Annotated in this window: 17 protein-coding genes and 2 rRNA genes (1 of these 19 only partly in view); 11 read left to right on the forward strand and 8 right to left on the reverse strand. The window is 69.3% G+C overall.

Annotation, left to right across the window (positions count from 1 at the left end):
* The 6 genes from G6O69_RS11645 to G6O69_RS11670 all read left to right on the forward strand — a co-directional run.
* Positions 1-1,897: ribosomal RNA gene (locus G6O69_RS11645) — 23S ribosomal RNA — on the forward strand (it extends 1,043 nt beyond the left edge of the window).
* Between the two features lie 174 nt (positions 1,898-2,071).
* Positions 2,072-2,188, forward strand: a 5S ribosomal RNA gene (rrf, locus tag G6O69_RS11650).
* A gap of 499 nt (positions 2,189-2,687) precedes the next feature.
* Positions 2,688-3,293, forward strand: coding sequence for a biotin/lipoyl-containing protein (locus tag G6O69_RS41545; protein WP_176396775.1), 606 nt, complete (start codon positions 2,688-2,690; stop codon positions 3,291-3,293).
* Entirely contained in the window at positions 3,290-5,500 is a 2,211-nt protein-coding gene (locus G6O69_RS11660; protein ID WP_172303585.1) for a S9 family peptidase, read from the forward strand. The genes G6O69_RS41545 and G6O69_RS11660 overlap by 4 nt, the downstream gene beginning before the upstream one ends.
* A gap of 29 nt (positions 5,501-5,529) precedes the next feature.
* Positions 5,530-7,488 (forward strand): serine/threonine-protein kinase, encoded by a 1,959-nt coding sequence (locus tag G6O69_RS11665; protein WP_172303586.1) that lies wholly within the window; start codon positions 5,530-5,532, stop codon positions 7,486-7,488.
* Between the two features lie 88 nt (positions 7,489-7,576).
* On the forward strand, positions 7,577-9,889 hold the full coding sequence (locus G6O69_RS11670) for a DUF4139 domain-containing protein (RefSeq protein WP_172303587.1): 2,313 nt from the start codon (positions 7,577-7,579) through the stop codon (positions 9,887-9,889).
* A 97-nt stretch (positions 9,890-9,986) separates the two neighbouring features.
* On the opposite strand, the gene G6O69_RS11675 is transcribed toward G6O69_RS11670, so the two are convergent.
* From G6O69_RS11675 to G6O69_RS11695, 5 genes are all read right to left on the reverse strand, one after another.
* Positions 9,987-10,433, reverse strand: coding sequence for a hypothetical protein (locus tag G6O69_RS11675; protein WP_172303588.1), 447 nt, complete (start codon positions 10,431-10,433; stop codon positions 9,987-9,989).
* Positions 10,434-10,919: 486 nt separating this feature from the next.
* A complete protein-coding gene (locus G6O69_RS11680; protein WP_172303589.1) occupies positions 10,920-12,110 on the reverse strand; it encodes a hypothetical protein in 1,191 nt (396 codons plus the stop codon).
* Between the two features lie 88 nt (positions 12,111-12,198).
* Positions 12,199-12,954 (reverse strand): hypothetical protein, encoded by a 756-nt coding sequence (locus G6O69_RS11685; RefSeq protein ID WP_172303590.1) that lies wholly within the window; start codon positions 12,952-12,954, stop codon positions 12,199-12,201.
* Between the two features lie 14 nt (positions 12,955-12,968).
* A complete protein-coding gene (locus G6O69_RS11690) occupies positions 12,969-14,357 on the reverse strand; it encodes a formimidoylglutamate deiminase (protein WP_172303591.1) in 1,389 nt (462 codons plus the stop codon).
* A 3-nt stretch (positions 14,358-14,360) separates the two neighbouring features.
* Positions 14,361-16,538, reverse strand: a complete 2,178-nt coding sequence (locus G6O69_RS11695; protein ID WP_172303592.1) for a retropepsin-like aspartic protease — start codon at positions 16,536-16,538, stop codon at positions 14,361-14,363.
* Between the two features lie 91 nt (positions 16,539-16,629).
* On the opposite strand from G6O69_RS11695, the gene G6O69_RS11700 reads away from it, so the two are divergent.
* Genes G6O69_RS11700 through G6O69_RS11715 form a run of 4 tightly spaced genes read left to right on the forward strand, consistent with a single transcriptional unit; the run spans position 16,630 to position 20,060 of the window.
* Positions 16,630-17,322 carry a twin-arginine translocase TatA/TatE family subunit gene (locus G6O69_RS11700; RefSeq protein WP_172303593.1) on the forward strand — a complete coding sequence of 231 codons (693 nt, stop codon included), beginning with the start codon at positions 16,630-16,632 and terminating at the stop codon, positions 17,320-17,322.
* 56 nt (positions 17,323-17,378) lie between these two features.
* Positions 17,379-18,293 (forward strand): twin-arginine translocase subunit TatC, encoded by a 915-nt coding sequence (gene tatC, locus G6O69_RS11705; RefSeq protein WP_172303594.1) that lies wholly within the window; start codon positions 17,379-17,381, stop codon positions 18,291-18,293.
* Positions 18,290-18,514: a hypothetical protein gene (locus G6O69_RS11710; RefSeq protein WP_172303595.1), complete on the forward strand. Its 225-nt coding sequence runs from the start codon at positions 18,290-18,292 to the stop codon at positions 18,512-18,514. Before tatC ends, G6O69_RS11710 begins: the two co-directional genes overlap by 4 nt.
* Positions 18,507-20,060, forward strand: a complete 1,554-nt coding sequence (locus G6O69_RS11715) for an ATP-binding protein (RefSeq protein WP_172303596.1) — start codon at positions 18,507-18,509, stop codon at positions 20,058-20,060. Before G6O69_RS11710 ends, G6O69_RS11715 begins: the two co-directional genes overlap by 8 nt.
* Before the next feature lie 41 nt (positions 20,061-20,101).
* On the opposite strand, the gene G6O69_RS11720 is transcribed toward G6O69_RS11715, so the two are convergent.
* Positions 20,102-20,896 carry a type III pantothenate kinase gene (locus G6O69_RS11720; RefSeq protein ID WP_172303597.1) on the reverse strand — a complete coding sequence of 265 codons (795 nt, stop codon included), beginning with the start codon at positions 20,894-20,896 and terminating at the stop codon, positions 20,102-20,104.
* A 46-nt stretch (positions 20,897-20,942) separates the two neighbouring features.
* Here G6O69_RS11720 and G6O69_RS11725 point away from each other — a divergent pair, with 46 nt between their 5' ends.
* Positions 20,943-22,853 carry a DUF2254 family protein gene (locus G6O69_RS11725; RefSeq protein WP_172303598.1) on the forward strand — a complete coding sequence of 637 codons (1,911 nt, stop codon included), beginning with the start codon at positions 20,943-20,945 and terminating at the stop codon, positions 22,851-22,853.
* A gap of 51 nt (positions 22,854-22,904) precedes the next feature.
* On the opposite strand, the gene G6O69_RS11730 is transcribed toward G6O69_RS11725, so the two are convergent.
* Positions 22,905-25,517 carry a DUF3516 domain-containing protein gene (locus G6O69_RS11730; protein ID WP_172303599.1) on the reverse strand — a complete coding sequence of 871 codons (2,613 nt, stop codon included), beginning with the start codon at positions 25,515-25,517 and terminating at the stop codon, positions 22,905-22,907.
* 38 nt (positions 25,518-25,555) lie between these two features.
* Positions 25,556-26,260, reverse strand: coding sequence for an isoprenylcysteine carboxylmethyltransferase family protein (locus G6O69_RS11735; RefSeq protein WP_172303600.1), 705 nt, complete (start codon positions 26,258-26,260; stop codon positions 25,556-25,558).
* Positions 26,261-26,336: the final 76 nt, after the last annotated feature.

The following is a 26,336-nucleotide window of genomic DNA, read 5'->3' on the forward strand; positions in this document are numbered from 1 at the left end:
CCCCCAAGTCGTGACTAAGTGGTAAAGGATGTGGGAACGCTTAGACAGCCAGGAGGTTGGCTTAGAAGCAGCCACCTTTTAAAGAAAGCGTAACAGCTCACTGGTCGAGCGAGCCTGCGCCTAAAATTCAACGGGGCTCAAGTCACGCGCCGAAGCTGCGGGTACTCCTTCGGGAGTGCGGTAGGCGAGCATTGTCTGTGCAGTGAAGACGTACGGGAACGAGCGTTGGAGCGCAGACAAGAGCTGATGTTGGCGTGAGTAGCGATAAAGAGGGTGAAAAACCCTCTCGCCGTAAACCCAAGGGTTCCTGGGTAAAGATAATCTGCTCAGGGTTAGTCGGTCCCTAAGCCGAGGCCGAAAGGCGTAGGTGATGGGAAGCAGGCGAATATTCCTGCACCGGCACGGATGGTTTCATGAGGAGGGACGGAGGAGGATAGTCGAGCGTCCTTGAGGATTGGACGTTCAAGCCAGTAGGCTGGTCGCGTAGGAGGCAATGGCCACAAACGCGCGATCAAGGCCGAGAGGTGATGAGGCAGGCCCCCCGGGGCCTTCAACTCGATGATTCCACGCTTCCAGGAAAAGCTTCGCATGAGTGTACCGCTGTGCCGACCGTACCCTAAACCGACACAGGTGGGTGGGGAGAAAATCCCAAGGCGCTCGAGAGAACCCGGGTTAAGGAACTCGGCAAAATGACACCGTAACTTCGGGAGAAGGTGTACCCCAGCTGGTGAAGGGCCTCGCGCCTGGAGCCGGAGGGGGTTGCAGTGAATCGGGGGTAGCGACTGTTTACCAAAAACACAGGACTCTGCTAAGTCGCAAGACGACGTATAGGGTCTGACGCCTGCCCGGTGCCGGAAGGTTAAGAGGAGAGGTCAGCGCAAGCGAAGCTTCGAATCGAAGCCCCGGTAAACGGCGGCCGTAACTATAACGGTCCTAAGGTAGCGAAATTCCTTGGCGGGTAAGTTCCGTCCTGCACGAATGGCGTAACGACTTCCCCACTGTCTCGACCCGGGACTCGGCGAAATCGAAATCGGGGTGAAGATGCCCCGTACCTGCGGAGAGACGGAAAGACCCCGTGAACCTTTACTGCAGCTTGGCACTGCAGTTCGGGCTTGTCTGTGTAGCATAGGTGGGAGACTTTGAAGCCGGGCCGCTAGGTCTGGTGGAGTCACCGTTGAAATACCACCCTGATGAGTCTGGACTCCTAACCGTGGCCCGTAATCCGGGTCCGGGACACTGCCTGGTGGGTAGTTTGACTGGGGCGGTCACCTCCTAAAGAGTAACGGAGGCGCGCAAAGGTTCCCTCAGGCTGATTGGAAACCAGCCGTAGAGTGTAAAGGCACAAGGGAGCTTGACTGCAACACATACAAGTGGAGCAGAGACGAAAGTCGGCCTTAGTGATCCGGCGGTTCCAAATGGAAGGGCCGTCGCTCAACGGATAAAAGGTACTCCGGGGATAACAGGCTGATCTCCCCCAAGAGTTCACATCGACGGGGAGGTTTGGCACCTCGATGTCGGCTCATCGCATCCTGGGGCTGAAGTCGGTCCCAAGGGTTTGGCTGTTCGCCAATTAAAGCGGTACGCGAGCTGGGTTCAGAACGTCGTGAGACAGTTCGGTCCCTATCTTCCGTGGGCGTAGGAGTCTTGAAGAGGATCTGTCCCTAGTACGAGAGGACCGGGATGGACGGACCCCTGGTGTTTCTGTTGTCGTGCCAGCGGCATTGCAGAGTAGCCAAGTCCGGAACGGATAACCGCTGAAAGCATCTAAGCGGGAAGCCAACCTCAAGATTAGGACTCCCTGAAGGCTCGTCGTAGACTACGACGTTGATAGGCTGGGTGTGGAAGCACGGCAACGTGTGGAGCTAACCAGTACTAATGAGCCGTTCGACTTGGCCCGTACAGGGGCTGCTGACCGTTGTCAGCGGTCGGGTACGAGGTTCCGAGCGACACAAGCGCCCCTCGCAACAAGCGAGAGAAGAGCCTCAGGGCTCTTCGACAAGGAAGTGTGCTTTGGTGAAGTCGCCGGGTCGGAGTGGGCTGCTGCAACATGCAGCCCCCGACCTCACGTTTTTCTGGTGGTCATGGCGGAGGGGCCATACCCGATCCCATCCCGAACTCGGAAGTCAAGCCCTCCTGCGCCAATGGTACTGCAGGGGCCACCCTGTGGGAGAGTAGGTCATCGCCAGATCTATCGCCCCCGGTCGAAAGACCGGGGGCGTACTTTTTTAAGCGCTGGCGGCCGTGGGGAGGTGTTGGCTTCGAGGGGAAGGGGCTCCGGCAGGGGCATCTTTGCTGTGGGCGGTTCGGCGTTTGGGCGCCAGCTAGGCTGGCGGCCGTTGGGTATTGGTTGCTTGGCGGGCTGCGGCTGGCGCTGGGCGGTTGCCTGGTGGGTGGTCGGTTTTGGGACCGCCAGCCCGGGGGGTGGTGGGGGACTTGCTGTTTGCGGGGTCGGTTCGAGCTGGTCGTCGGCGGAGCTGGTCGTCGGCGGAGCTGGTCGTCGGCGGAGCTCATCGTCGGTGGCGCTCGGCGCCTGCGGAGCTCGGCGTCTGGATGCGGAACCGGCTCGAGGTCGAGCTCGTTGCCTGTCGAGCTCGTTGCCTGCGGAGCTCGCTGCTTGCGTAGCTCGCTTATTGCGGAGCTCGCTGCTGGCTAGGCTCGCAGCCTTCGAGGCGGCTATCCTTGGCGCGATGCAGGACAGTCGCCAGTTCGTTCCGGAGCTCGTCGCCCTCGCCCACAAGCAGGAGGGCGGGCGCACGCAGCTGCTCGCGCCTTGTCCGGGGCTGTGGCGGGAGATGCCCGAGGAGGGCGCGCTCGTCCGGGCGCAGGGCCAGATCGGCTGGATCGAGGTGCTCGGGGTGATGCATCGTCTGCGGGCGCCTGCGGGGGCCTCGGGCGTCGTCGGTGGCTCCTCGGGGGACGATCGGGCGCGGCGTCCGGTCGAGTATGGGCAGGCGCTGCTGTGCCTGGATCCCGAGGGGCTGGCGGGGAGCTCGAGCGCGTCGGTCGAGGCCGGCGCGGAGGTGGGGTCGGATGGGGGGTCGCTGTCGTTCACGGCGCCCTCGAGCGGGCGCTTTTATCGCCGGCCGGCGCCGGACAAGCCGAACTTCGTCGAGGTCGGACAGACGATCTCCCGTGGCCAGACGCTGGGGCTGCTCGAGGTGATGAAGACCTTCACGCGGGTCAACTACGACGACCCCCGGCTGCCTTCGCCGGCGAAGGTCGTGGAGATCGTGGCTGAAGATCAGGGCGACCTCGACCAGGGCGACGCGATCCTCCGGGTCGAGCCTGCATGAGCGAGGTGAGCGAGGCTCCCCGACCCGAGCGGCGGCCGCAGCGGCGCACGCTCTTTGGCGACACCTGCGTCGACGAGTACGCGTGGCTGCGCGAGCGCGAGGACCCTGCGGTGCGCGCCCACGTCGAGGCCGAGCGCGCGCACGCGGAGGCGGTCCTCGAGGCGCGCACGGGTGAGCTGCGCGAGCGCCTCTACGCCGGGATGCGCGGGCGCATGAAGGAGGACGACGGCTCCGTGCCGGCCAAGGACGGCCCGTGGCTCTACTACTCGCGCACCGAGGAGGGGGACGAGTATCCCCGCCACTGTCGCCGGGCCTGGAGCCCGGGGCGCGAGCGCCTGAGCCTCGCCGAGCTCGAGGCCGCGGGGGTCCCCGAGCAGCTCTACCTCGACGAGAACGCGCTGGCGGACGGCCACGAGTACTTCGACCTCGCCGGCCTGGCGCTGACCCCGAGCCACGCGCGCTGTGCCTACAGCGTCGACCTCGAGGGCGACGAGGTCTACACCCTGCGCTTCGCGGACCTGCCCCTCGCGGCGCACCTCGACGACGTGCTCGAGGGCTGCGGGGCCTCGGCGGTGTGGCTCGACGAGCGCACGCTGCTCTACCTGCGCCTCGACGAGCGCCATCGCCCCTGGCAGCTGTGGCGCCACGTCCTCGGGGAGGACCAGGCCGACGACGCGCTCGTGTTTCAGGAGGACGACGAGCGCTTTTATCTATCGATCCACCGCACCCGCTCCGAGGCCTACGTGGTGCTCAGCGCGGACGCCAACGACAGCTCGGAGGTCTGGCTGATCCCCTGCGATGCGCCGGGGGCCGAGCCGCGCCTGGTCGCGGCCCGAGAGCCCAAGGTCGAGTACGACGTGGGCCACCGCGGCCAGTGGCTCTTCGTCCGCAGCAACCGCGACGCCGAGAATTTCCAGCTCTTGCTCGCGCCGCTGCCGGCCGGGCCAGCGCGCGCCCAGAGCAGCGCGGCCCAGGGCTCGTGGGCGACGCTGATCCCCCACCGCGAGGACGTGCTGCTCGAGGACGTGGACGTCTTTCGCGGGCACATGGTGGTCTGGGAGCGCGCCGAGGGCCTCCAGCGCCTGCGCGTGGTCCCGCTCGAGCCCTTCCCGGAGCAAGTCGGCCTGCGCGACGACGGCGGCCCGGGCGAGGAGCACCTCGTCGCCTTCCCGGATCCCACCTACTCGATCTGGCCGGGGCTCAACGACGAGCTCGACACCAGCGCGCTGCGCCTGGGCTACAGCTCCCTGACCACGCCGGCGTCGGTGCTCGAGTATGGCCTCGAAGACGGCCAGATGCGTGTTCGCAAGCGCGTCGAGGTCGTCGGCGGTCACGAGCCGGGGGACTACGCGAGCGCGCGGCTGTGGGCGCGGGCAAAGGACGGCGAGCGCGTGCCGATCTCCCTGGTCTGGCGGCGGGCGGCCTCCGGGTCGGGCGCGCGCGGGCCGAGCCTCGAGCGCCCCGGGGAGGCCTGCCCGCTGATCCTCTCGGGCTACGGCGCCTACGGGGCGGCCTCGGATCCGGCGTTCTCCAGCGCGCGCCTGAGCCTGCTGCGTCGCGGCGCGATCTGGGCGATCGCCCACGTCCGCGGCGGCGACGAGCTCGGCCGGCGCTGGTACGAGGCCGGGAAGCTGGCGAACAAGCAAAACACCTTCGACGACTTCATCGCCTGCGCCGAGCACCTGTGCGCCGAGGGCTGGACCTCGCCCGAGCAGCTCGCCGCCACGGGCGGGAGCGCCGGGGGCTTGCTGATCGGCGCCGTCGCCAACGCTCGCCCCGCGCTCTTCACCGCCATGGTCGCGGACGTGCCCTTCGTCGACGTGCTCAACACCATGCTCGACGAGAGCCTCCCGCTGACGGCGCTGGAGTGGGACGAGTGGGGGAACCCGGCGCTCGAGGCGGGGTATCGGTGGATCCGCGCTTACTCACCCTACGACAACGTCCGCGCCCAGGCCTACCCGGACATGTTGGTGCTGGCGGGCTGGAATGACCCACGCGTCGGCTACTGGGAGGCCGCCAAGTGGGTCGCGCGCCTGCGAGAGCGCAAGACCGACGCCCGGGAGATCCTGCTGTGGACGAACATGGGCGCCGGGCACATGGGAGCCTCGGGGCGCTTCGAGTTTCTGCGCGAGCTGGCCATCGAATACGCGTTCTTGATCGATCGCCTCGGCTTGCCCCAGGCGCTGTCCGTGGCGTCCCAGGGGTGATGGGGGCGAACCTGTTGTAGTCTCGGCCCGTGGCGACCTGCCCGAGCTGCAGCGCGATGGTCGAAGCCGACGCGGTCAGCTGCTGGCACTGCGGCGCCGCGATCGTCCGCCCCGCGGCGGGGGAGTTCGATGGGGCCGAGGCCGCCCGCCTCACGCCCGTCGACGCGCCGACGCTGCTCGCCGGGACCGAGCGCCCGCCCAGCCCCGGCGAGTCGATGCTCGGCCGCGAGATCATCGGCCAGTACGTGATCGTGGCCAAGCTCGGCGAGGGCGGCATGGGCGAGGTCTACCTCGCGGACCAGCCAGCGATCGGCCGCCAGGTGGCGATCAAGGTCGTCCACTCCCAGACCCGCGAGCGCGACCACGACGAGCTCGTCGAGCGCTTTCGCAACGAGGCCAAGGCCGCGGCCAGCCTCGAGAGCCCGCACATCGTCTCGATCTTCAACTGGGGAGAGCTCGAGGACGGGACGCTGTTCATGGCCATGGAGTACCTGCCAGGCAAGACCCTGGCCGAGGTGATCCGCGAGCAAGGCTCGCTCGAGCCCGAGCAGGCCGTGACCATCGCCAGCCAGATCTGCGTGGCCCTGAGCGAGGCCCACGCCGCGGGCATCGTCCACCGCGACCTCAAGCCTTCGAACATCATGCTGCTCGAGCGCCGCGCGGACACCCGCGACGGCGACCCGCTGTGCTTCGCCAAGGTCCTCGACTTCGGCGTGGCCAAGCTCGAGGGCTCGGACATCACCCGCAGCGGGGCGATGTTCGGCACGCCGCAGTACATGTCGCCGGAGCAGCTGCGCGGCGAGAGCCTCGACGGGCGCAGCGACCTCTACTCCCTCGGCGTGCTGCTCTTCGAGATGCTCGCCGGCGAGCTGCCCTTCGCCTCGCCCACGGCGGTCGGCTTCATCACGGCGCACCTCCACGAGAGCCCGCCCGCGCTCCCGGGCAGCGTGCCCAAGGGCCTGGCGCAGGTCGTGATGCACCTGCTCGCCAAGGAGCCCGGCGAGCGCCCGGACAGCGCCGAGGCGGTGGCCGAGGAGCTCTCGGCGGTCCTCGGCGGGCGCACGACCACGGCCCAGCGCCTGGCGCGACGTCAGCAGCGTCGGCGGCTGACCCGGCGGTTGATCTTTGCTGGTCTGGGCGTGGCGATGATCGGCGGCCTGGGCTACGTCGGCTCGAACCTGTGGACGCGCCAGCAGGAGATCCAGGCCGAGCTCGAGCAGGAGCGGGCCCGGGCTACTCGCCTGCGCGAGCAGATCGATGCGCAGAAGCTGGCGATCGAGGAGGCCAGCAAGGAGGCGCACCGGCTGATGAGCGCGAACCAGGCGGCCGCCGAGAAGATGGCCCTCGAGCGCGAGAAGAACCGCAAGCGCCCCGAGGGGGCGTCGCGGGACGCCGAGACCCGGCACCTGATCAAGCTGACCGAGGGCCAGCTCGAGACGATCCTGCTCGAGGAGCTGGGCGGGCGCAGCATCCCGCCCTCGGAGATCGCCAAAGTGGTCACCGACAGCGAGCGCCGCAAGGCGCTGCGGGAGGCCGGAGAGCTCGACGAGGACGAGCTGCGCGGCGACCTCGTCGAGGAGATCCGCCTCTATCGAGAGCGCCCGCGCAAGCTCCCCGGCGACGACCTCAGCCTCGGTCGGCTCGAGCGGATCTACCTCTCGGTCAACCAAGACAAGCCCGAGCAGGCCAAGAAGACGATCGAGAACACCTACGCGCAGTACGACCGCGACGCGAGCTTGTCCGAGGAAGACCGCCTCTACTACAAGCAGATCTTGCTCGCGTCGCTGATCCGCAAGCAGGTCGACGCCAAGGCCCTCGATCAGACCCTGAGCCTGGGGAAGCCGCCTGCGCCCGCCAAGCCGGTCGCGCCGATCTTGCCCGGGCCAGACGAGCCCTTCGCGGCCTCGGGGGCCGAGCCCGAAGCGGGGGCCGATGGCGATGAGGGGGCGGTCGCGCCCCAGCCCCGTCTGCCAGGCCTGCAAGACTGAGCGGCGACGAAAACGTTGCGCTGCTGGCGAGAGCGGCCCCCGAGGCCGCGCCGCGCTGCGATACCCTCCGACCCGGAGAACCCCGCGCATGCGCAAGCTCGTCCTCGCCACTTTGTTCACGCTCCCCCTCCTCGCCTGTGCCGGCCGCCGGCCGCTCCCGACGGTCAGCGACCTCGAGCTCGACACCGTCGTCCTCTACCGCAACGGGATCGGCTACTTCGAGCGCCACGGTCAGGTCAGCGAGGACGTGCTGCGCCTGAAGGTGCGCAAGGACCAGGTCAACGACCTGCTCAAGAGCCTCACGGTGGTCGACGAGGACGGCAAGGCGGTGAGCGTGTCCATGCCGCTGGATCCGCAGGCCTGGGCGAGCGCTGCCATGGCCACGCTCGCCCCGGGCAGCGGCTCGCTCGCCCAGGTCCTCGACACGATCCGCGGCTCGGAGATCACCGTGGCGACCTACGGCGGCGGCTTCGTCCGCGGCCGCGTGGTCATGGTCGAGCGCAGCATCAACGAGCCGGACCCCACGGACCGCGGCGGCGGGGCGGTGGTCTCGATGCCCGCTGGCGGGGGCGACGTCCGCGACTGGAAGCTGACCCTGCTCGCGGGCGACGAGATGAAGGTGATCCGCCTGTCGAAGGTCAAGAGCGTGAGCCTGCACGACGGCGACCTGGCCATGCAGCTGCACCGCAGCCTCGACGCGACCGCCGGTGAGGGCATGTTCGAGCAGGTCGAGCTCGAGGTCCGCCTGGCGGGCGCGCGCAGCCACTCGCTCACGGTCAGCTACGTGGTCTCGGCGCCGATGTGGAAGCCGACCTACCGCGTGGTCTTGCCCGAGAAGTCCGGGGACGAGGCGCTGCTCCAGGCCTGGGCCGTGGTCGACAACGTCTCTGGCGAGGACTGGACGGACATCAGCCTCAGCTTGACCTCTGGTGCGCCGATCGCCTTTCGCTACGACCTGCACACGCCCCGCGACGTCTATCGCAGCGACATGACCGAGAGCGGCGTGAACAAGCAGGCCGCGGTGGCGCTGGGCGAGACCAGCTGGGCCGACGGCGCCGAGGAGCCCGAGCTCGAGGAATTCGAGCACAAGAAGGCCGAGGCCGAGTGGTCGCAGATGCTCGAGGACGAGGCCATGGCCGTGGAGGAGCGCCGCGAGTACGGAGGTCGAGACATCAACGAGCAGGCGAAGTCGAAGCGCAAGTCCTCCTCCTCCTCGGGCCGCAACAAGGACGCCGTGACGGGCTCGACGCTGCCAGGCCGGCCGATGGCGGAGCCGTCTCCTGCGCCCAGCTACGACCAGGGCCCGAGCCTCGACCTCGAGTCTCTGCGCCGAAGCACCGACGCCTCGGCGCGTTCGCAGCGGATCTCCGGCCTGACCCGCGTCGACCTCGACACGCCGGTGACCGTCCCCGACGGGACCTCGACCATGGTCGCCCTGGTCAACGAGTCGATCTCCGCCGAGCAGACCTTCCTCTACAAGCCGGGCGGGGCAGGCTACGGCTACGAGGCCAACCCCTACCGAGTGGTGCGCTTCGAAAACGCCACGGACTACGTGCTCGAGCCCGGGCCGATCGCGATCTACTCGGGCGGGAGCTTCGTCGGCGAGGGCCTGTCCGAGGCCGTGGGCGCCGGGACCTCGGTGACCATCCCCTTCGCCGTCGAGCCCGAGATCATGGTCACCTCGGCCAAGCAGTACAGCGGCCAGGAGATGACCTTGACCCGCATCGTCCGCGGCGTGCTCGAGGTCGAGAGCTTCTATCAGACCACGACCACCTGGGACGTGCGCGGGCCGGCCAAGCCGGAGGCCTACAAAGTGCTGATCCGCCAGCCGCAGTCGGGCAGCAACTACGCGCTCGCCAAGCGGCCCGAGGGGACCGAGGACCTCGAGGGCGCGTGGCTGATCCCGATCACGATCCCCGCGAAGTCGAGCTCGGCCTCGCTGAAGGTGGTCGAGCAGACGCCCTCGAAGCTGACCCTGGCGATCTGGGATCAGCAGGCGCTTGGCCTGCTCGAACAGTTTTTGGCCAAGGGCGACCTGGACGCGGGGGCGCGGGCGAAGCTCCAGCCGATCGTGGATCTGCGCCGAGAGATCGGGCGGATCGACACGGAGGTGGACGGGCTGCGGCGGCAGCAGGCGGAGCTCGAGCAGCGGGCGGAGCAGACGCGGCGCAACCTCGAGGCGATCAAGAAGGACAGCGCGGCGGGGTCGCTGCGCAAGAAGCTCAACACGCGGCTGGAGGAGTTCTCGAGCGAGGCGGACGAGAAGGGGCGGAAGATCGTGGAGCTGGAGAGCAAGCGGCTGGAGAAGAAGATCGAGCTCGAGGACATGCTTCAGGACCTCGACCTGCGTGCGGGCAAGGGGGCGGTCAGTCAGCAGCCTGCGCCGTCGGACGAGGGGTGAGCGCCGCTCCTGATCTTTGGGTATCGCCGACAAACGAGAAGACGCGAGCCCGGCGGTGCTGGGCTCGCGTCTTCGCGTGCGTCGTGTGTGGCTCGAGCTAGGGGCTGAGGCGGTTGCGCAGGGACGTCATGATCTCCTCTTCACGCATGCTGGTGTCTGGATCCGCCAGGCGATCGCGGATCAGCGCCTCGAGGATCTCGGCGCGCTGCGGGTGCGGAGGCAGATGCTGCGCGAGGCCGAGCTTGCGGCTGACCAGGACCTTCAAGAAGGGCTCGATCTTGCGGACTTCCTGGGCGACGCGGACGGTCGCGGCCTTGCCTTCGCCGCGGCGGAAGGCCAGGCGAGGGGCGCTCGCTTCGACGGCGGAGACAACGTCACGGGCGAGATCGACGTCGACCTTGTCTTCGACTCCGAAGGAAGCGATGACGATCGGGCGGCTCTGAGCCTTTTTGTTGCCCTCACCGGACCACCAGACATTGTGAGCGATCGAGAGGTAGGTTCGGCGAGAATCGCCACAGCGGACCTTGTTCCTGCGCAAGTACATCTGAAATCCCTTTCCGTTGCTTTTCCAGCCGGGGCTCTACCCGGGCCACACCCTCTGGTGATGGTTTGCGAGGGAGAAAATCTTCAAGTTCCGTACCGGATTTGAAGATGACTCGATTCGCTTCCGTCCATCACTCCTCCAGGCTAGCGCAGCGCCCGATGTTGACCAGCTGGGGCCAGGGAAATTTACAAACTGCTGAAATTGCAGAATAAAACCTTTCTAGAAGGTTATCGGGGGGTCAGCAGAGGCAGCTCTGGGCGCGTTTTAACTGTCAATTTGGGCCCCGAGATACGTAAAGGGAGTGTAGTTGGGGCGGTCGTCAACAATGGGCGTGTACGCTCAGTACGATGTCAGAGTGTCATCTTTTACGACGGTCTATGTGCTTTGTGTGATCTTACCCCCGATGCATGCAACCAAGCAGGACACCCATGTCACACCTACACGACATGGGGGTCCCGATGGAGCGGGGAACAGATGGGGCTGTGGTCAGCCCTGCTGGTCGAGCAGCGCGACGATCAGCGCCTCGGGCAGGGGCAGATCGGGCGTCCGTGACACGAACACGCCGGCGCGCTCGCGGCGAATGAAGCTTCCGGAGCCCAGCCGAGGGGCGAGGACCTCGAGGACCTTGACGGATTGACCGCCGATCTCGCGGACCTGTGCACCTTCGTCGAAGGCCGGCTTGTTCAGGGGGCCTTCGCTGGTGAAGACCTCGCTGAGAAACTCGACGGGCACGGCGAAGTCGACGCGCTTGCCTTGGAGCGACTGGTGAAGCTCGCGAGGGAGGCCGCTGGGGATGTCGCCCTCGACCTTGGGGATCAAGAAGGGCTCGAGGATGTCGGTGTCCGCGAGCTCGGCGCTCTTGGGGGCGACGACGACGCCGAGCGCATCGCTGATGTACGGCAGGTCCGCGCGGATCGAGTCGGCCTTGGCCTGGCGGGCCTCGAGCTCGGCTTGATGCTCGGCGGCGCGACGCTTGCGATCTTCCTCGGCGGTGATCCGTTTGGGCTGCGCGGGGGCCTGAGCGTCGTCGCTGGCGGGGCCAGGGGCGCCTGCGGGCTGCGCTTGCTGGGCCTGCTGACCCTGCTGGGCATGTTGACCGTGAGCCGGGTCTTCGTCCTCGGCGCCGGGCATCTGCCCGACGAGGGTCATCAGCAGCTCGCGATCGTCACCCTCGCGATCGACCAGGGACAGCTCGATCTGCGGCCCGCCTTCGAAGCCGCCGGCGAGCTCCTCGATGGTGATCTGCAGCTGCTGGGTGAGCTGGGCGACGGGCCAGTCTTGGGCCATCGAGCCCGGAGGCATCTGATCTCGGGTCGCGTCCTGGGCCGCGAGGGCCTGGCCGCGCTGGGCGACGATGAAGCCCTGGCGCGGCTCCTCGCCACCTTCGACCCAATACTGGAAGAGCTGGTGGCGCATGATCTGCGAGGCGATCAGCCCGAGCTCTGGGTTCTCGCGCCAGAAGGCCGCGGGGTTGCCATCGAGCACGGAGCCGATGATCTGGCCGAGCACGAGCTGCGGCACCTCGGGGTGGCGCGTGAGCACCAGCTTGGCGTCGAGGATGTTGCGCGCTTGTGCGACCAGGCCTTCGGCGAGGACCGCAGCGAGCATCGTGGGGCGGAAGGTGTCTAGCGGGAAGACGAGCCCGCCGTGGCTGCTGGGCAAACTGTGGTCGACCATTGGCGCCGGGCGAGTGTAATGGTTCACCCGCGTCAGGAAAGCCCGGCGCTCGCGCGCAGCGAACTCGCCATGAAAGCGTTCTCACGCGTCAGCCGGCGTCCATGACCGCGATCGAGACCTGCCAGCGGTCGGCGTCGAGGTCCCTGGGGAAGCGGGAGACGACCAAAAACGGGCCCTCGGGCAGGGAGCAGCGGTAGAGCTCCTCGTGGATCTTGCCCTCGACGGGCTCGAAGAAATTTCGCGCGCACCAGTCGTCGAAGCGCTGTAGCGCGAACTCGACGACCTCGGCGCTGCCTGCCTCGTCGACCTCGGTCGAGGTCAGCGCGATCACGCCGTCGCCGGCCTCGAGGATCAGGCCGTTGCCGTTGATCGTGAGATCCTCGCCGGGATCGCACAGCCACGGCTCGCCGGCGGCGGGCGGCTCGTCTTCGTCCTCGTCGCGCCTGGGGCTCGGGGGGCGCTTGGGTGCCTCGATGCACATCGCCCGGGCGCGCTCGTCGATCAGCGCCCACTCGAGGCCCACGCCCATGAGCTCGATGAGGTCGTCGACGGTGCGATCCAGGGGGCTCGCGTCCCGGCGCTGGCTGGTCAGCTCGCTGCCGTCGTCGACCTTGGCGGTGCTCGCGTTGGGGTCGTCGGGTTTGGCGCGGCCGCGCTCCCACAGGCAGCGCTCGACCGAGTCGTACTCGCAGTCGGGGGGGGTCTTGGCGCAGCCGGTGGAGGAGAGAGGGGAGAGCGCGAGGGAGAGGAGCGCGAGACACCGTGGCGCGCGGAGGCGCCCGCGAGCGCGGATCTGCGACCCTCGGTCGCAGGGGGCGGAGGCGCCGGGTCGGAGCAGGGTCATCGCGTGGTCTCGACTCAGCGTCGGCGTTGTCCGCCGACCCACACTTGGGTGAGCGGCTCGGCGCTGCCGAGGGTGAGCAGGGCGTCGAGGGCGTAGCGCGGCTCGACGCCGCGCAGCGTGGGGTGATCGAGGTCGAAGGCGAGGGCGTCGAAGGGCGAGCCGAGGGCCAGGCGACCGAGCTCGGGGCGGCCGAGGGCGGCGGCGCCCCCGGTGGTCGCCGCGGCCGCGAGCACCGGGGCGACCGCGCCGGTCTCGTCGGTGAGTCGCAGCCGGCCGAGGTGAACCAGGCGCTCGTGCATCTCGAGCATGTTGGCCTCGCGGACGAGATCGACGAGGGCGTTGCTGTCGCTGCCGAGGGCCAGGCGCGCGCCTCCGGCGAGCCAGCGCGCGGCGGGGATCACCCCGTCTCCGAGGTCGGCCTCGGTGCTCGGGCAGGCGCAGATCTGCTGGCCGCGCATGCGCTCGAGGTCGGCCGCGCTGACGTGGATGGCGTGGACGGCCGTGAAGCGCCCGGGGCGATCGAGGCAGCCGGCGTCGGCGAACACCTCGAGGGGCGTGCGCCCGTGCTCTTCACGGCACTGCGTGTTCTCGAGCGGCTGCTCCGAGACGTGGCTGTGGACGACGAGGTCGTGGGCGCGGGCGTAGGCGGCGAGCTCGGTGAGGGCCTGGGCCGGGACGGCGCGCACGCTGTGCGGAGCGACGCCGACGCGCAGGTGCTCGCGGTGGGCCTCGGCGAGGGTCCGCAGGGCGTCGAGGCGGCCGAGGTAGGCGTCGACGTTGGCGTCGCAAAAGCGGCGCTGTTCGGGCAGCGGGCCGGGCTGATCCGCGCCGGCGCGGGCGTAGTAGACCTCGAGCAGGCACAGGCGCAGGCCGACGGAGGCGGCGGCGCGGATGACCTGCAAGGACAGCTCGTTGGCGTCGGCGTAGGGCCTGCCGTCGGGCTGGTGGTGGAGGTAGTGGAACTCGCCCACGCAGGTGATCCCGCGGGCGAGCATCTCGGCGAAGCAGGCGCGGGTCTGCGCGTAGACGCCCTCGGGGTCGAGGGCGTTGGCGGCGGTGTACATCGCCTGGCGCCAGCTCCAGAAGCTCGAGGGATCCCCCGCGCCCCGGCGGTGGGTGGCCCCGCGGATCATCCGCTGAAAGGCGTGGCTGTGGGCGTTGACGAGGCCGGGGAAGAGCAGGCTGTTGCCGAGGTCGACGGTCGGGACCTCGCTGTGGTCGGGGGGCTCGCAGACGTCGGCGTCCTCGCAGGCGCCCGCGTGGCTCAGCGCGAGGATCGTCCCGCGCTCGCGGGCGATCTCCACGCGAGGCCGGCGGACCAGGCGAGGCGCGTCGCCGGGGGTCGGCTCGATCCAGCCGAGGGCGGCGGTGATCCGCAGGCGCGCGTTGGGATCGGCGACCACGAGCTACTTCTTGTTCTTCGCGGCGGGGGCGGCGGGAGCCTCGGCGCTCGGCTGCTTGGGCTGCTCGGGCTGCTCGGGCTGCTTGGCCTCGGGGTCGGCGGCCGGCTTGGTGGGCGCGTTGAGGTAGAGGGTCTGGTTGTCGAAGTCGAGGGTCCAGCGCCCGCGCCCGAACACCGGGAGGCCGAGCATGCCGTCGAGGCGGAAGTAGTCGCTGGTCGCGTTTTGTTGCAAGAAGCCCCAGGCCGCGCCGAGGTCCTCGCGGCTGAAACCACCGAGGCTGAAGCGCGCGACGTGGGCGAGGGAGGGCATGCCCGCGCGGACCGGGGGGGCGCCGATGCCCGCGTGGGCGTAGGCGCCCTCGTTGGCCGTCAGATCCGCGCCGCGCATGCCCGTGTTGAGCAGGTAGAGGCCCTCGGCGTCGTTGAGGCTGGCGAGCACGTAGAGGTAGTGGGTCTCGTGCAAGAAGAAGGGCACGGCCTCGCCGCGGCGGTTGGCGTCGCGGGCCGAGCTGCACTTGCGGCTGGTGTCGACGAGCTCGAGCACGCCCTGCTCGCGGTCGACGGTCAGCTGGCGCCCGGCGAAGGGGCGCATGCCGAGCACGCCGTCGACGCCCTCGATCCCGACCACGGCGCCGAGCTGGTCGGCGGGGAACATGGTCACGGGCACGTTCTTCACCTCGAGGGCGCCGAGCTTCAGCGTCTCGATCTGGCCTTGGGGCAGGTTGGGGCCGCCGGCGGCGAGCGGGGCCATGGCGTCGGTGCCGATCACCAAGCTGCGCGCGCGCGCGTCGGAGATGATCACGTCGGAGGCGCCCGTGTCGACGAGCAGCTTCATGCGCTCTCCCTCGGCGCCGACCTCGACGACGAGGACGTCGCCGTGCTCGCTGTCGAGGGGCAGGCTCGTCGAGCAGCCGCCGGTCATGCTGCCCTGGAGCGGCTTGCCCTCGAAGGCGGCGTAGCGCTCCCCGATGACCGGGAAGCCGGCGTCGGAGAGCTCCTGCCCGGCCTTGTTCCAATTGCCCTGGCGCAGGTGGATCCACGCCTGTTGGCGCGCGGCCTCGTCGGGGCGCAGGCCGGCGGATAGGGCCGCGCGCAGCTGCTTGTCGGCCGTGCGCAGGTCACCTTGGAGCAGGGCCACCCGGGCCAGGGTGTAGAGCGCCTCGAGCTCGTCGCGCTCGAGCTCGAGAGCGGCGCTGGCGGCGGCCTTGGCCTCTTCGAAGTGGGCGGCCTGGAAGGCCGCGCGGGCCAGGCGGACGTGGGCCTGGGCGTCCTTGGGGTCGGCCGCGACGTCGGCCGTGGCCGTCTCGAGGTTGGCGAGCAGCTGATCCGCGGCGGGCTCGACGGCCTCGAGCTCGGGGATCACGAACAGCTGGTCTTCGATCTCGCGGTGGTGGACGACCTGCATGCGCAGCTCGACGACCTGGTCGGGGAGCTCGTCGATCGAGGTGATCTGCTGGATCAGGAAGGGCACGAGCACGCCGTCGACCTCGCGGTAGTCCCCCTGGACCCGGCGCACGAGATCTCCGGTCTCGGTGTCACGCTCGATCTCTTCGTAGAGCAGACCCGTAGCCCGGTCGAACCATTTTTCACTCTCCGGTGAGGCCGGGCCCGCGGCGAACCAGCGGATCCCGTCGAGGGTGAGCTCGCCCTCGGGGGTCTCGATCTTGCGCGGCGGCAGGAGCTCGAGGGCCAGGGCGTCGCGCTGGTCGACGTCGAAGTACCAGTGCAAGAGGGCGTCCTCGCGCAGCACCGGCGTGGCCGCGGGGTCCTCGAGGACCAGCAGGCGGGGCTCCGACTGCATCTGCCAGCCGGTCTCACCGTCGAATCCGCGCTCGAGGACGTTGTCGCCCACGAGCATGCGCCGGTACATGCGGCCGTCGGCCGTGGAGTAGAGGACGAACTGGCCGTTGGCGTCCTCCCAGATGCAGTCCTGTGCGCCCTCTTCGCAACCTTCTTGGGCCTTGAAGACGACCCGGGCCTCGACGGTCCGCTGGGTCAAGGCGCGCAGCGCCTCGGCGCCGCCGCTGGCGGCGATGTGACGATCCAAGAGCTCCTGCGCGCTCGAGGGCGCGGCGGCCTGGCCGGCCGGGGTCTCGAGGTCATCGGGGACCTCCAGGCACGCCGTAGTGGCGGCGAGCGCGGGAAGCAAGGAGAGCGCCAAGATGACTCGGGTCCGGGCCATGCGGCGAAGCTTGCCCCCGGCCTGGAGGGGTGTCCAGGCGTAGAGCGCGACCCCTCTGCGCGGCTTTGCAAACCTCTGCTATTGTTCGCCGGTGTTCGGCCTCGGCATGATGGAGATCGGGCTCATCATCCTCGTCGCGGTGGTGTTGTTCCCGGCCAAAGAGCTGCCCAAGCTGGCTCGCACGGTCGCGCGAGCCTACGGCCAGGTCCGCAAGACCGCCGAGGACTTCCGCAAGACGCTCCTCCTGGACGAGGAGCTGCGTGAGCCCATCGAGGAGATAAAGGGGGCCTACAACGACGCCCGCTGGGAGATCCGCGACGCCGAGCGCAAGGCTCGACAGCAGCTCGCCAAGGCCCAGATGGAGATGCGCATGGCCACCGCGCGGCGCATGCAGGCGGACCGCGAGGCCAAGCGCGACGAGAGCGAGGCCTCGAGCGAGGCCGCTGGCGGGTCCGGCGCATCCGCGCAGGCGGGTGCTGGGAGCGCTGGAGCAAGCGAGCAAGCCAAGGATCCCGCTGGGTCTGATGCCCCCGCCGCAGCTGCTGCGGCACCTGGAGTGAGCGCGGCGGCCGAGGGGGCCCCCGCCAACCAGGGGGCGAACGCGCAGCCGAGCGCCGCCCCGACATCGAGCGCCAGCGGGGCCGTGGCGGGCAGCGATCCCCGGACGATCGCCGCGCGGCGCTCGGAGGCATACACTCCGGCGGTGCCGGATCCGAGCGAGCGGCCCAGCGAAAACCCCTGGGGGTCGGATCAGGACGGCGGGCCCCGAGAGGGCGTCGCCTGAGCGCCCGAGCGCCGGGCGTCCAGGCCCCGCCAAGCGGCTAAGCCGATCAGCTGATCATGGCCACGCAAGAAGAAAATGGTTTCGACGGCCTTGCTGGTGGCCCCGAGGGCGACCAGCCCATGGCCTTCCTCGACCACGTGGCGGAGCTCCGCAAGCGGCTGATCCGCATCGTCGCCGGGCTCTTCCTCGGCTTCTTCGCCGCCTTCTCCTTCGTCCCGCAGATCGCCGAATTTCTGCGCATCCCCCTGGACCAGGCCTGGTCCGGCGCGGGCATGGGGGACGTCGCCAAGCTCCAGGCGCTGGCGATCCAAGACCCGATCATGGTCGACGTGCGCGTGGCCGTGATGGCCGCGATCTTCCTGACGGCGCCGTGGATCTTCTTCCAGATCTGGCTGTTCGTGGCGCCCGGGCTCTACGCCCGAGAGAAGCGCTTCGTCGTGCCCTTCGTGGTCGTCTCGGTGCTGATGTTCGTGCTCGGGGCGGCCTTCGCCTTCACGATCGTGCTGCCCTTCATCTACGAGTGGATGATCAACTACTCGAACGACCGCGGCGAGGTCATCCAGCTCGAGCTGCACAACTATTTCAAGGGCACCACGCGGGTGCTCCTGGCCTTTGGCGCGGTGTTCGAGTTCCCGCTGCTCGTGGCCTTCCTGGCCAAGGCGGGCGTCGTCACCGAGAAGACGCTGCTGCGCTACTGGAAGATCGCGGTGCTGATCATGTTCGTGCTCGCCGCCTTCCTGACGCCGCCCGAGCCGATCAGCCAGATGATGATGGCCGGGCCGATGATCGTGCTCTACTTCGTGTCGGTCGGCGTGGCCTGGATGATCAACCCGGCCTCCGAGGTCGAGGCGGCGCTCGCTGCCTACGACGATGAAGATGAAGACGGTGGCGGTGACGGTGATGGTGACGGTGACGGTGAGGCGGGAAGCGGCGCAGCGCCGCCGAGCGGGGGAGATCGGGGGCCGACTTGATCAGCTTGCCGGCCTGGCTGCACGAGCTCGCGGCGATCACCTCGGTGGTGCTCGCGGCGCTGTGGCTGGTGTTCCGGTGGCTGCGGATCGGCCGTCCCCAGGGCAGCCCGGCCTGCGCACGCTGTGAGCGGGCGCCGCAGAACCTGGCCGCGCCCACCTCCAGGCCCGAGGACCGGGGGATCCGCTCGCCGAGCTTGCGGGTGCTGCGGGACGATGGCTGAGCGCCGGTCGAGCCTGCGCCTCGAGCTGATCGCAACCTTGGCCATCGTCTTGGTCATGGCGGTGATCTCGCTGTCGCTGACCGCCGAGTGGCTGGGCCAGCGTCGCCACGACGAGCAAGAGGTCGAGCGCCTGCGCAGCTACGCGCGCCAGCTGGCGATCCTCTCCGGCGGCTCCTTTCGCGGCGGCGACTTCGAGCGCGACGGCCTCGAGGATCTGCTCGCCGACGCCGCGGGGCTCCAGGGCACCTCGATCGAGATCCACCGCATGCGCAGCGACGGGAGCTTCGAGCGCGTCGCCGCCGTGGGGGTCCACGCGGGCTTCGAGGACCTGCCGGCCCCGGCACCGCAGCTGCGTGCGGCCGTCGACGACAGCCTGCTGGATCGCTGGAACCTGGTCATCGTCGACGAGCCGGTCCCCACCTTCGACAGCAGCCAAAAGGTGCTCTTGCGGCTGATCGCCGAGCACTCGCCGTGGACCCGCGGCCACGACTGGCGCGAGACCCTGATCGTCGCCGGCGGGGTGGGCCTGCTGCTCTTGCTGATCGGCGGCGGGCTGCTCGAGCTTCAGGTGCTCCGGCCGATGCGCGCCCTGGGCCAGGCCGTGGCCGACTTTGGCGAGGGCCGCGGCCGCGCCCAGGCGCCCCTCGATGGCCCCGCCGAGCTGCGCGAGCTCGCCGAGCGCTTCAACCAGATGGTCGCCTCGCTGCGCGAGCAGCAAGACGCGCTCGAGGCCCAGCGCGGGCGCCTCGAGCGAAGCGAGCGCCTGGCCGCCGTCGGTCGGGTGGCCGCCGGGGTCGCCCACGAGGTCGGCAACCCGCTCGCGGCGATCGTCGGCTACACCGAGCTGCTGCTCGGCGAGCCCGGCCTCGACGCGCCGGCCAGGGATCTCCTCCAGCGCGTGGGCACCCAGACCCAGCGCATCCAGGGCATCGTCGCTCAGCTCCTCGACTACTCGAAGCCGGCCCCGGCGAAGCTCGAGGTCGTGGCCGTGGTCGCGCGGGTCCAGGAGGTCATCGCCCTGCTCCGCGCCGACCCGCGCTGCGCGGGCGTCGAGTTCGAGGTCGCCGGGGATCCCGAGCTGTGTGTGCGCGCGGACCCGGGCCTGATCGAGCAGATCTTGATCAACCTCGTGCTCAACGCTGCACGCGCGGCCCTCGAGGCGAGCAGGGGGGGCGAGGGGCAAGGGGGGGCACAGGGCGAGGGCCCGCGGGTCGAGGTCCGGGTGCGCTCGGCCGAGGTCGCCGAGGCCAGCATGATCGCCGAGCGCAGGCGCCCCGCGAGCGAGCTGGAGGTGGGCGGGGCTCGTGGCGGCGCCGAGATGATCGCCGTCGAGGTCCAGGACAACGGCCCCGGCGTGCCCGAGGCGGTCCGCGAGCGTCTCTTCGAACCTTTCTTCACCACGCGGGCCGCCGGCGAGGGCACGGGCCTGGGCCTGGCGATCTCTCAGGGCCTGGCCGAGCGCATGGAGGGCAGCTTGAGCTACGTGCCGAGCAAGCCGCCGGGCGCACGCTTTCGCCTCGAGCTGCCGCGGGCCGCGGGCGGCTGAGCGCGCGGGGCGGGGGCGGGGGCGGAGGCGGAGGGCAGGCCTCAGGCGCGGCCCGAGTTCATCTCCCACAGCAGGCGCAAGCCCTCGAGCATCAAGCTGTCGTCGACATGGTCGATGGCCTGGGTCTCGTGGGCGACCTTGCGGGCGAGGCCGCCGGTAGCGACGGCCTGGGCGGTGTTACCAAGCTCCCCACGAATGCGCGCGAGCATGCCCTCGACCAGGCCGACGTAACCATAGAAGAGCCCCGACTGCATGGCGTCGACGGTGTTGCGGCCGATGACCGTCGCCGGCTTGACCACGTCGACCCGGGGCAGCTTGGCCGCCCTGGCGAACAGGGCGTCCGCGCTGATGCCCACGCCGGGGGCGATCACGCCGCCGAGATACTCGGGCGTCGCGGAGATCACGTCGAAGGTGGTCGCGGTGCCGAAGTCGACGACGATCACCGCGAGGGCCTCACCGGCCTCGCTCCGGCCGTAGCGGCGGTGGGCGGCGACAGCGGCGACGATCCGATCCGCGCCCACGTCCTTGGGTGGGTCGTAGCGCACGGGCATCCCCGCCTCGACCCCTGGGCCGACGACCAGGGCCTGAACACCGACGTAGCGGCGCAGGGCCTCGACCAGGGGACCTTGCACCGGGGGCACCACGCTCGCGATGACGGCGTCTGCGATCGCCGCGAAGCCGTAACCTTGGAGGGCCAGGGCGCGCTCGAGGGCGATGGCGAATTCATCACGGGTCCAGTTGCGTCGGGTGGCGAGGCGCAATTCGCAGCGCAGCGCCTCCCCCTCGAACACGCCGATGGAGGTGTTGGTGTTGCCGACGTCGACGGCGAGGAGCATGCAGGGACTGTACCCGTAGGCGCGCGGCATCTGCTACCGTCGATCCGTGAGCACCGGGTCCAAGCCGAGCACCGGGTCCAAGCCGAGCGCCGGGTCCAAGCCGGGCGCGGCGAAGCCCAGGGGCAGCCAGCCGAGCGCCGCCCTCGACAGCGAGAGCACGCGGGTCGATCCGGTCACGCTGATCCGCTCGCGGGAGAAGGAGCTGCGCCAGCCGCTCAAGGACTGGATCTTGCCCTTCGCCTTCGTGGGCACGGCCGCGGCGCTGATCTTCGCGGTCTCGATCCTCTTCGACTCGGTGGCCAGCTACGTCTCGCCGCCGCCGCCAGGTGAGATGGATCAGGGCTTCACCCTCGGGGGGCTGTGGCGCGCGCTCACCAACCAGGACCTCGAGCAGGCCCGCAACACCCTGGGCAACCTCGGCGAGGTCATGGCCGCGGTCTTGGGCCTGGCGCTGACGGTCTCGAGCATCATCGTCCAGCTGGCCGCGACTCGGTTCACGCCGATCGTGACCTCGCTCTTCTTCCGCGCGCGCACCAACTTGCTGGTGCTCGGCTTCTTCGTGGTCTGCAACGCCTACGTGCTGTGGGTCAACTTCGCGATCGGCGAGGGCTCGGTCCCGCGGGTCGGCGTGGTGCTCTCGATGCTGCTGCTGACCACCAGCTTGTGCCTGCTCTTCCCCTACTTCGCCTACGTGTTCAACTTCCTCGAGCCGGACTCGATCATCTCGAGGATCACCACCGACGGGCTGGCGTCCTCGACCCCCTACCGCGGCCGCGGCCGGCGCTCGATCAGCGCGCGCCAGCACGGCGCGACCCAGGCCGTCGAGCACCTCGCCAACATCGGCCTCAACGCGGTCCAGCAAAAAGACAAGAACATCGCCTCGAGCACGACCAACGCGCTTTGCAACTTCGCCATCTACTACGGCGACACCAAGGCCGGCATGGTCCAGAGCTGGTCGGCGATCCCCGACTGGAACCGCCAGAGCCCCGACTTCGTCAGCCTCTCGGACGAGGCGATCGAGGACCTGCGCGGGCGCGGGACCTGGCTCGAGTGGAAGATCCTGCGCCAGTACCAGATGCTCTTCGGCGAGGGCCTCGAGCGCATGAAGGACCTCTGCTACCTGATTGCGATCAACACTCGGCGCCTGGGCGAGGCGGCCTCGCGCCACGGCGACCTCCCGGCCCTCGACCTGACGATCAAGTTCTTCAACACCTACCTGCGCGCGACGATCAACGCCAACGACACGCGGACCTGCTACAACATCCTCCACCAGTATCGCCAGCTCGGCGGCTTCGTGATCGAGCACCGCGACACCGACCCCAACGACCTGATCCTCGACCAGCCGGTGAGCATGACCTCGACGCTGACGGTCTCGCTCGGGGCCCCGGCCGGCGACCTCAGCGAGCTCGAGAAGCGCGGGCTCGAGATCGCCCGTTACATGCGCTACTACTCGGGGATCGCCTTTGGCCGGGGCATGGCCTTCGTCACCGAGGTCATCGCCCACGACGTCGGGGCGCTGTGCGCCAAGGCCTTCCACGCCGACATCCCCTTCCACGACGAGCTGCTCGCCACCTTCTTGCGCGTCGACGACAGCGCCGAGAGCTCGACCAGCGACACCACGCTCAAGGGCGTGCGCCGGGCCCAGGTCAAGCTCGCGACCACCTACATGATGAACGGCGCCGAGCCGCTCGCCCGGCGGATCCAGGCCGACATGAAGAACGAGCCGGCCGAGCGCCTGCGCAGCATCTGGGGCGAGCTCGCGGCCCTGCGCACGCGCGAGTTTTGGGAGGTCAACGACCGCGGCTCGAACTTCGACTACCTCACCGACGAGCAGAAGAGCCAGCTGCCGATCTTCTTCTCGTGGTTCCCGGCGCTCAACCGCGAGGCGATCGAGGCCGCGCGCAAGGGCCTGTTCGGGCCGCCGGGGGCGGCGGTGGTCTCGGTCAACGCGCCCTGAGCTGGGTCTGAGTTGGGTTTGATCAGGGTCTGAACTGGCCCTGATTTGGGCCTAGCTGGAGATCCGCAGGACCCGGACCAGCGGCCCCTCGGGCGAGCGATCCTCGCGCAGGTCGACCTCGCCAGCGATGTACCAAAAGCCCTCGTCCTGGGGATCCACGAGGGTCTGGCGCACGGACCACAGGTGGTCCTCCTCCTCGCGGATCTGGGTCTTGTCGGCGCGCCGGGCATCGGGGCCGAAGCGCAGCTCGGCGTAGTCCTCGAAGTAGCCGGCCATGGCGGCCTCGAGGCGCTCCTCGCTCCAGTCCTCGCCTTGCTCGTCGGGGGCGACGCGGATGCAGCCCAGGGCCTCCTCCCAGTCCTGGCGGGCGATGGCGTGGACGAGCTGGTGGAGCTCGGCCCGGATCCGCGCGTGGAACTCCTTGCGGTCCAAGGATACGTCGAGCTCCTCGGGGCGCATGCGCTCGAGGGTCGCGGCGAGGCGCTCGTCGACCTGGTGGGCGCCGCTGAGCATGCGCTCCCACTCCTGGACCAGGCTCGAGTCGACGCGCTCGATGGTCGCGCGCAGCCAGGCGATCGCGTCGACCACGGTCTCGTGCTTGTGGCGCTCGGGCACGGTCTGCTCGAGGGTCTTGTAGGTCTGGTGGAGGTGGCGCAGGAGCAGGCCCTCGCTGCGCGCGAGGCCGTAGTCCTTGGCGTAGTCGTTGAAGGTCGCCCAGCGCTCGTACATGTCGCGGGCGATCGACTTGGGCCGGATGTTCTCGCTGCCCACCCAGGGGTGCTTGCCGGCGAAGGCGTTGAAGGTGTCGTAGATGAAGTCGGCGTCGGGCTTGGGGTAGCTGACCTTCTCGAGCTCCTCCATGCGCGCCTCGTACTCGACGCCCTCGGCCTTGAGCTCGGCGACGCGCTCGCCCTTGAGCTTTTGTTCTTGCTTGACCAGGATCACCCGCGGGTTCTCGAGGATCGCCTCGGCCAGGCTCATCACGCGCAGCGGGTGGCGCTCGTCCTCGTCGGGGCCGGGGAGCAGCTCGAGGGTCTCGACGAGGTAGAGGCCCAGGGTCTGGAGCAGCGAGAAGTCGCGCTGGAGCGCCTCCTCGACCTGGACCCGGCGGCCGCGAGCGCCGTCCGCGCGCGGGTGGAGACCGACGATCCCCGCCCCGCGCAGGGCTCGAAACAGCTGCGCGGCCTCGCGGCGCAGGCGTGAGACGATCACGTCGCGCTCGCCCGAGGCCGCGATCAGCTCGAGCAGGTCGCGGTAGCCCCCGTCGGGCCGCGAGCGGGCCGAGGGGCGCTGGAGCAGGTTGAGCATCATCCCGTGGTCGACGCGGAAGGCCGCGCGCAGGGTCTCGGGCTCGCTGTCCACGAGCTTGCGGAAGGTGTCCTCGTCCCAGTGCACGTAGCCGCGCTCCGGGGGCTTCTTGCGCACGAACTTCTTGGGCTTCTTGCCCGGCTTGCTCGCCGCCTGGGCCTTTTGCTCGAGGCGCTTGTTCTCGATCACGTGCTCCGGGGCCTGGGCGATCACCCAGCCGCGGTCGTCGAAGCCCTTGCGCCCGGCTCGCCCGGCGATCTGCTTGAAGTCGCGGACGGCGAGGATCTTGGTGCCCTCGCCGTCGTACTTGCACAGCTTGGAGAAGAGCACCGTGCGGATCGGGACGTTGACGCCCACGCCCAGGGTGTCCGTGCCGCAGATGACCTCGAGCAGCCCGTCTTGGGCGAGCTTCTCGACCAGCAGGCGGTACTTGGGCAGCAGCCCGGCGTGGTGCAGGCCGACGCCGCTACGGATGAAGCGCTGGATGTCCTTGCCGTAGACCGAGTCGAAGCGAAAGCCGTGCAGGGCCTCGCGGATGCGGTCGAGGCGGTCGCGGTCGATCAGCTTGGTGCTGGTCAGGGCCTGGGCGAGCTCGGCGGCCTCGCGCTGGGTGAAGTTGACGACGTAGACCGGCGAGCGCCCGCCCTCGACGATCTCGGAGATGGTCTCGAGCAGCGGGGTCTCGGCGTAGCTGAACTCGAGCGGGACGGGGCGCTGGGCCGAGCGGACCAGCGCGACCTCGCGGCCGGTCCGGGCCTCGAGGTCCTGCTCGAAGCCGCTGGTGTCGCCGAGGGTCGCCGACATCAGCATGAAGGTGGTCTGCGGCAGCGTCAGCAGGGGGATCTGCCAGGCGATGCCGCGATCGCGGTCGGCGAAGAAGTGAAATTCGTCGAGCACCGCGAAGTCGACATTGGCCTGGTCGCCGTCGCGCAGGGCGACGTTGGCGAGGACCTCGGCGGTGCAGCAGATGATCGGCGCCTCGTGGTTGAGGGCGGCGTCGCCGGTCAGCATGCCCACGCGCTCGGGCCCGAACACCCGGCACAGGTCGAAGAATTTCTCCGAGACCAGGGCCTTGATCGGCGAGGTGTAGTAGGCGCGCTTGCCCAGGCACAGCGCGCGAAAGTGCATCGCGAGGGCGACCAGCGACTTGCCCGAGCCCGTGGGCGTATTGAGGATCACGTGGCGCCCGGCCATGATCTCGAGCACCGCCTCTTCTTGGTGCTCGTAGAGCTCGAGGCCCTGGTCCATGGTCCACTCGAGGAAGTGCTCGAGCATGCGGTCGTCGCTCAGCCGCCCGGGGGCGCCCTCTCCGGGCAGGGGGACGCCGTCGACGAGCATGCGGGGAGCGGTGGCCATGGCCCGCGATGATGGGCGATGGCGCCGCCTGGGTCTAGTCACCAGATCCCGGGGATCAGCCGCCAGCGCACGCGCGCGCAGTAGCTCGCGTAGCCGACGAGCTGCTCGCCGAGCACCCGCTCCTCGCCGCGGATCCGCCAGACCAGCAGCGGCGGGAGCAGCAGGGCGAAGGGCAGCAGCGCCCACAGCGAGCCCAGGGCCAGGGGCGAGGCCAGCATCATCACGAGCACGCCGGTGTACATCGGGTGGCGGATCCACGCGTAGGGCCCGGTGTCGATCACCCGCTGGCCGGCGTCGACCTCGATGGTCCGCGAGGCGTAGCTGTTGGTGCGCAGCACCCAGAACACCAGGGCGTAGCCGGCGGCGACCAGGGCGTTGGCGGCGAGGATCACCGGCCAGGGCAGCTGCGACCAGCCAAAGCGGAAGTCGAGGCCCGGGAGGATGAAGCCGGCGATGAACAGCGTGTTGGTCAGGGCGATGATCCAGCGCTGGTCGCTTTGGCTCTCTTTGGTTCGCAGGCGTCGAGCGAGCAGGGCTCGATCGTGGCGCAAGAAGTAGATCCCCGCCGCGCTCGCCGGGCCGAGGAACACGGCCATGTACAGCCAGCCGGCCCAGTAGCGCAGGGTCCCCGCGGGGATGAAGAGGATCGCGGCGATGCTCAGGAAGCCGGCGACCAGGCGTACGAGGGTCTTCTTGGCGATGTCCCTGCGCTCGTCAGCGCTCTCTTCGACATCTGCGGACATGGCGCGGAGCTTAGCAGGCCGCGGTGGATCGGCCGCGACGACGGGAGCGCACGCTCTGCGCTGGCCGAGGCGAACG

The sequence above is a fragment of the Pseudenhygromyxa sp. WMMC2535 genome (genome assembly GCF_011083025.2).